At 40.7% G+C, this 6212-nt stretch carries 7 protein-coding genes; all 7 read right to left on the bottom strand.

Translation table 11 applies throughout. From position 1 onward, the window contains the following. Nucleotides 1-306: 306 nt before the first annotated feature. Nucleotides 307-420: a putative holin-like toxin gene (locus tag IEV18_RS17285; protein WP_229733642.1), complete on the bottom strand. Its 114-nt coding sequence runs from the start codon at nucleotides 418-420 to the stop codon at nucleotides 307-309. A gap of 121 nt (nucleotides 421-541) precedes the next feature. Then, nucleotides 542-1240, bottom strand: a complete 699-nt coding sequence (locus IEV18_RS11605) for a Tad domain-containing protein (protein WP_188392546.1) — start codon at nucleotides 1238-1240, stop codon at nucleotides 542-544. Beyond that, a complete protein-coding gene (locus tag IEV18_RS11600) occupies nucleotides 1237-1623 on the bottom strand; it encodes a TadE/TadG family type IV pilus assembly protein (RefSeq protein WP_188392545.1) in 387 nt (128 codons plus the stop codon). The genes IEV18_RS11605 and IEV18_RS11600 overlap by 4 nt, the downstream gene beginning before the upstream one ends. Before the next feature lie 90 nt (nucleotides 1624-1713). Next, nucleotides 1714-2538 (bottom strand): hypothetical protein, encoded by an 825-nt coding sequence (locus tag IEV18_RS11595; RefSeq protein ID WP_188392544.1) that lies wholly within the window; start codon nucleotides 2536-2538, stop codon nucleotides 1714-1716. Nucleotides 2539-2566: 28 nt separating this feature from the next. After that, nucleotides 2567-3964 carry a hypothetical protein gene (locus tag IEV18_RS11590; protein WP_188392543.1) on the bottom strand — a complete coding sequence of 466 codons (1398 nt, stop codon included), beginning with the start codon at nucleotides 3962-3964 and terminating at the stop codon, nucleotides 2567-2569. 38 nt (nucleotides 3965-4002) lie between these two features. After that, nucleotides 4003-4734 carry a hypothetical protein gene (locus IEV18_RS11585; RefSeq protein ID WP_188392542.1) on the bottom strand — a complete coding sequence of 244 codons (732 nt, stop codon included), beginning with the start codon at nucleotides 4732-4734 and terminating at the stop codon, nucleotides 4003-4005. A 60-nt stretch (nucleotides 4735-4794) separates the two neighbouring features. After that, nucleotides 4795-6195 carry a VWA domain-containing protein gene (locus IEV18_RS11580; protein WP_188392541.1) on the bottom strand — a complete coding sequence of 467 codons (1401 nt, stop codon included), beginning with the start codon at nucleotides 6193-6195 and terminating at the stop codon, nucleotides 4795-4797. Nucleotides 6196-6212 lie beyond the last annotated feature (17 nt).

Here is a 6212-nt window from a genome sequence, read left to right as displayed (position 1 = left end):
AAATAACAGGCCACCAAGCGATGGTAATCGCGCGGTAGCCTAAGTAAGCGTACAAAAATAGAGTGCCGGAAATACTAGTGTGAGAAGGTTACCGAGAAAAGCTTGACACAAACAAATCATCTCAATATATTTGCAAACATAAAGATACGATGTATAATAAAGATAGAATAATCATAAAATAGAAAAGACTGAGTGCTCGGAACACTCAGCCTTAGTAACTGCATGCCGCCAGATGAGCGGCTGACCAAATCGGATGAAATTTTTATAAGAAGTAATCACCCTGCTTTGGCCAAAAACGGAGGGCGATTACTTCTTTTTCTTATGGTTTGCCATACTAATGATCGCTATGACAACCGACAATCCGGTTAACAAAAATATCCCGAATTGGAATAGCATAGACATCATTTCGTATGTCACCATCGAAACACCCCCTTTCTGGAAGGGAGTGTCAACCGCCATCCGCTTTATGCAGTTACCATGTCCAATTTTACCAATTTTCAAACAAAAATTCTAATTCTAACGGGAAAATGCATCGAAATGGCTATAACGATATATTTGCCGATCCGTTCCAAATATGGTTTAAAAGCTCTATTTTCGGTCCGCCGCCTTGCTGATAAAGGTTGTCTGTAATACTGTCAATCAAATCATCGCCAAATGAAATGGAATTAATTTTATTTGCAGCCCTAACCTTAATCCGGCTGTCCTCTATTATCAGTCGAGCCCCTTCCAGTGTGCCTCCATTTTGCAGTACAGCTTCTCTCGCCTTGCCAGCTGCCACATTTTCAAGGGGAGCAAGCCTTAACATTTGCTTTAATGCTGAACCAGCAAAGGGAACCGGAAATAAATCATTAATGACATAGTCATCGAAGGCTTCCAGCCAAAGTTCATTATCCGACCATCCTGCATAGGAGGGCATCGTGCGGAAGGAATTGGCCCTCTCTTGAATTTTGAAGTTCAAACTGAAAAATGGTTCTAATATTGTTGTATCTTCTACTTCCTCCGGCAAATAAGAAAACGGGTCAAAACTGAATACGATTTCCTGAACCCGTTCATAAAAAGCGCTGGTAGCGGCAAGGCTTGCTTGCTGTGCAGTAGTGGCAGACTTTTCTTTGACAGCGTAAACCGAGCCTAAATTTAGGACAAGTATAAATAAGATCATCATTATGCTGATTAAGCCGGCAACAAATATGGCAATGCTCCCGTTCTCTTGTTTCCATATTTTTGCAAACCATTTGTTCATTCAATCACCCGTCCATAAGCTGTGGCAGAATATGGTACTTTCAAATTTGGAAAATAATTGGACAAAAACATCAAATCAATCGTTGCATTAACGGTAGCAGTAAATTCCTTTCCTGACGTAACAGATATAGCTCCCGGCTGAATGTGATCCCCGGAGCTGTTTAAAATATTATTTGCTGCTTCGTTCGCTTCAGAAGCATCCTTTGTCATTGCATATACGTTGGCATATTCGTTGGCTGCTGACTCCACAACAGCAACCGCATGAATCGCTGCGACAAATTCGATGAAAATTACTATAAATAAAATTGCTAACGGAATAATTCCCAAAAATTCAATCGTTGCCGACCCTTCCTCTTTTTTCAGGCACTTTTTTATAAATTCCATTCGACGCACCTCTTACAAACCTAATTAAAGGAATCGATTATCTTAAAAAATTTGCTGAGGAATCTGCCTGAAAAAGCAGATTCCCCGGCCTTAAACAAATACTGGAAAGCGGGATTCCTTCTTTAACGCTTCATTTGCCTTCAGCTGCTCCTCGATAATTACTTGCTTTGCAGTTTTAATATGTTCCTCCCTGTCATATTGTTTATCTTTTTCAACGAGGCGTATTGATTCAATATCCCTTGCCAGTTTCTCTTTTTGTTCCTTGCTTGTAAACCAGTTTAAATAGTTGTTTTCCTTTCTTGTTGTCAATGACCGAAGCTGGGAATTATTATGCAAGTGATCCTTTACCAGCATTAAATGTTCTGTATTCTCGTAATCTAAGATGGATTGATTATAAATGTAATAGTCAAATGCTGCTAAAACTTCTACCAGGTTCATCACATCTTCTTCTGTATATTGGCGGACCGGCATATAGTTCTTCTTATATTCCGCCATTAGTTGTTTTAGTTCATTCTGGAATTGAAGAATTTTTTCAATGTTCATTTCTATTTTTTCGTAAATTTGCTGCTCTTCTGCTGTTAATGGAAGGCTGGCCTTTAATTTATTTACTACGTGAGCAATTCCCGTAAACATATCCATCGATATTCGTGTTCGCTCCGCAACGTACGTATTAATCTTTGAACGGGTATTTACAATTAACGGGAATAAGTCAAAAGCCTTTTCATAAAATTCCTGCGGTGCATCTTCTTGTGGCGAAAAAACTGCAAATCCCGCATGCTTATTAAATTTTGAATAAAACACGAGATAAAAATCCCAGCTGTTCAAACGCAAGCTTTCTCTTTGAATGGTATACTTTTCCATCCATCGTTTATGCTCTTTTATTTTCCGCAATAGATTTGCATCATGTACTGACAAGTATGAACATCCTTTCCGTTGTTAGCCGTTAAAACCCAAAGAAGCTCTTAACTTTATTCCAGCCTTTCTTAATTTTCTCTCCTGCTTTTTTCGCGATATGTTTCGTTGTCGACCAGAGTCCGCCTTGCCAATTATCTGCGAACAGTTTGACGCCTTTCGATACAACCCAAATTCCTGCACCAACAGCAGCCATGCCTGCACCAATTACTTGGCCTCCAGGAATTGCCGCCGCCACAGCACCACCATTCATCAGTGTGCTGCCCAAGCTTGAAGTTACATCTGCCACTGCAGAGGTTTTCTCTGCTCCAGTCGCGTCACTGTTAAATACTTGATATGCTTTTGCCGCATTCCATCCCATTTCAAAGGCAGATAACCCAGTACCTATGGCTGCTCCAGCAAGATTAAATTTGGAAACCGCCCCTAAAACTCCTCCAGAAGCGATGGTAGCTGTATTAGAAGCAGCTTGTGCATATCCGGCTCCGGTACTAACCGTATCACTTAAACTTCTTAAATTTCTCCATGTTTTGAAATTATCATAGCCTGATTTTACAGTATCATAGGTGTCGACAAGTTCAAAGAGGGTTTGGTCTTTAACTCCTAGCCGAATTCCATTCAGCAGCAGATTACGGTAAAAACTGCCGCCATAATCCATTTTCGAGGTTAGTCCCTGTTCATAGGCAAGGACATTTCCAATATAATCAACTTGCCCCATAATGACATCTTCAAATATATATTTTCCGACATCATAACCTAGCGGCAAATCCGGAATCGTTACATCCGCATTCGTTCCATTTCCGGAAAAATTCCCGTATGCGAATGGGCCATAGCCAAATGGTCCATACAGTCCTGCATAATACATCCACGGCATTCCTGGAAATGCATTGCCATTAAATCCTGGATGCATCCAGGGAGCACCAGCAAATTGATTTCCTAAAAATCCAGGAGCTAGCCAAGGTGCACCAGCAAATTGATTACCTTGAAAACCAGAAGCTAGCCAAGGGTTGCCGGAAAAGTTATGATAAGAAAAACCTGGCATTCCCCACGGAGTGCCTGCAAACTGATTCCCAGAAAACCCTGGCAAATTCCAATAGTTTCCATAAAATCCTGGCATTGACCAATGATTCCCATACCAGCTGCTGCCGTCCCAGCTGTTTCCATCCCAAGGACTCTCACTCGTACCTTCTCCGCTCCAATTTTGTCCATTCCACGGATTTCCATTCCAAGGGTTCCCTTGCCATGGCTGTCCCTGCCAAGTTAAATCAGATCCGTCCCAAGGGTTACCTGTCCAAGGATTGCCTTCCCATGAATTTCCTGACCAAGGATTGCCTTGCCATGGGCTTACGGCTAAAGCAACTGGCAAAAAAGGCTGGAAGGTTAAATACACAATTGCAAGAACGGTGAATAATCTTCTCAACCATTTAAACATTTTTAAACCCCTCTATAATCAAAATTTATTTCATTATTCTAAGACGATAATGGTTCTGCATTTTTGCCTCTTTCTTCTTCTACAGACAGAATTGTTAGTGCCTCTCTCCATTTAATCGTAAACGCCGCCATCAAAAAGACGATAAATGGATAAATAATTATGTTAATCACAATTTGGGTAATAATTTGGGCAGCATAGGAAGGTGTCATATTAAATATTTGAACGGTGACATATATACCGAGCAGGAATTCTAGCAATCCTGTCAACGTTAATAAAATTGCTATTTTCCAAAAATGTCTTTTCCCGATATTCCAGCCTTCCTTCCAAGATTTCCAGACAGATTTTTCTTCAAAAATGGCAACATACGGGATAGGAAAAAGGATAGAAAGGAAGAGTATTCCCGGAAGTATTAGCAGAATGAACCCGATTGACGTTAAGATGGAAACGATGCATGCAAAGACAAATACGGTGAAACCATTGACAAGAAAATGATAGATAGCATCTCGGAAGGAGGCTTCCCCTCCTTTATATTCCGCATATAAAAACCGGATATAAGGGACCTGGCCATAAATAAATAGCAGAATCGTTATTAAACCGTAATATATATCGCCAACGGATGCCCCAAAGGTAACTGGAGTAACAACATATATGTAGTTTGTTATAAAGTTGTGCAAAATTAAAAGGGGTAACGTAGTGAAAAGCATTAGTAGCAATACTTTTTCAAATTTTTTTGTATAGACTTCCCATGCAAATTGCAACGGTTTTCTCATTTTCATCTCCTACAAATGACGAATTATTATGAAAGAAAAGGGGAAAAATTCCCCTGTTTTCTAGCTGTTTTGCTCTTGAAAAATCTTCTCAATCTGCTGCTGTGCTTCTTCAAAGCTTTCTGCTTTCATTTGTTCAAGATTTTTCCTTAATTCACGTACTAACTCTTCAATATCATCTTTGATTTCTTTCCTGCGAGCATCCAATTCCATCCTCTGCTCAAAAGTAATAAACTCTAGTTCGTCTAATTGAGTTATCAATCGCCACATATTGTTCATTGTTCTTCTCGTAATCGAGCTCCATTTATTATGAATGGCTATAATATCAAAGGAAGCATCGACTTGTCCCGCTTTTACGTCTTTCAATGCATCTCTTTTCCATTTTTCCCATGCCTCCAGCACTTCCTCAGCCCGCTTAAACTCTGCTTGCAATTCCTCCTGATTGTTTGCCGTGGCATAGATTCCGTCTGCAACTCTAGCTATCTCCTGCAGCTGTTTTTGCGCTTCCTGATCCGTTTGGAAACCAATAATGTTTATAATTGGCTGGATATCCGATTGGGACAGTTCTTCCGCAACGGCAACCGGATCTCCGTCACATGTTTCGATGCCATCGCTGACAACATAAATCAAATTCGTATGGTCATCCGTATGGAAGGATGCCATCGACTCTTTTGCCGCTGATAATGCACCTGCTAACGGGGTCCAGCCGGCAGGTTCGAACTCGCTTAATGCATTTTTAAATTTCTCTTCGTCATAAGGAGCAAATCCGTATACCTGTTCAATCGTGGAACAAGATAGCTCCTTATCACGATCCGCACCTGTTCCTTCATGGCCATACACTCTTAGAGAGACATTTGCTTTCTTCGGCACTTTTTGGACAAACTGTAAAATTGCTTCCTTTGCAATCTCCATCCTCGTTCTGCTGCCGGCATAATTGGCCATGCTGCCGCTTGCATCTAAGAGAATTTCAATATTATAGTTTGGCTTAAAATGATAGCGGCTGTCCGGCAAATCAGGATTTCCAAAGGAAGCAAACTGCCACTGTTTTATTACATCCTCTGGATTAGGATAGTCTTCAGCTACAAGAGAATATATATAACGTAAATATTGATCGTACTCTTCATCTGTTGGATTTTCCGGTAAGGGGCCAACTTTATCAAATTCCTGCTTAATCTCATCGGCATAATCATAAATATTGTCTGCTCCTGCGAATAGACCTGGCAATTGGTTGGCCATTTCATCAATCGTTGTTGGAATTGCTGGTGCGTGAAGGAGAAGGGAAGAGGCAGCAGCTTCTTCCTCCACCTTCTCAGTCTCTTCCTCCTTGACATCTTCCGTTTCGATTGCCTCGCTGGCCGAATCCGATTCTTTTTGACTTTCTTTATCCTTCTCATCATCATTACATCCAATTAGTAAGAGGGCTGCTAGGAAAAATAGTACTGCGATGGTAAGTTTTTTTGCCATAGGATAACTCCTTCTGT

It is taken from the genome of Compostibacillus humi, assembly GCF_014637175.1.
Taxonomy (GTDB): domain Bacteria; phylum Bacillota; class Bacilli; order Bacillales; family Amphibacillaceae; genus Oceanobacillus; species Oceanobacillus humi.
Note: the sequence above shows the minus strand (reverse complement) of the source record. Positions and strands in the feature narration are given on the sequence as shown.

Excerpts from the sequence above, each read along its gene's own strand:
- IEV18_RS11590 (WP_188392543.1), bottom strand. The coding sequence starts at position 3,964 with ATGTTTAAATGGTTGAGAAGATTATTCACCGTTCTTGCAATTGTGTAT.
- IEV18_RS11585 (WP_188392542.1), bottom strand. The coding sequence starts at position 4,734 with ATGAGAAAACCGTTGCAATTTGCATGGGAAGTCTATACAAAAAAATTT.
- IEV18_RS11580 (WP_188392541.1), bottom strand. The coding sequence starts at position 6,195 with ATGGCAAAAAAACTTACCATCGCAGTACTATTTTTCCTAGCAGCCCTC.
- IEV18_RS11605 (WP_188392546.1), bottom strand. The coding sequence starts at position 1,240 with ATGAACAAATGGTTTGCAAAAATATGGAAACAAGAGAACGGGAGCATT.
- IEV18_RS11600 (WP_188392545.1), bottom strand. The coding sequence starts at position 1,623 with ATGGAATTTATAAAAAAGTGCCTGAAAAAAGAGGAAGGGTCGGCAACG.
- IEV18_RS17285 (WP_229733642.1), bottom strand. The coding sequence starts at position 420 with ATGGTGACATACGAAATGATGTCTATGCTATTCCAATTCGGGATATTT.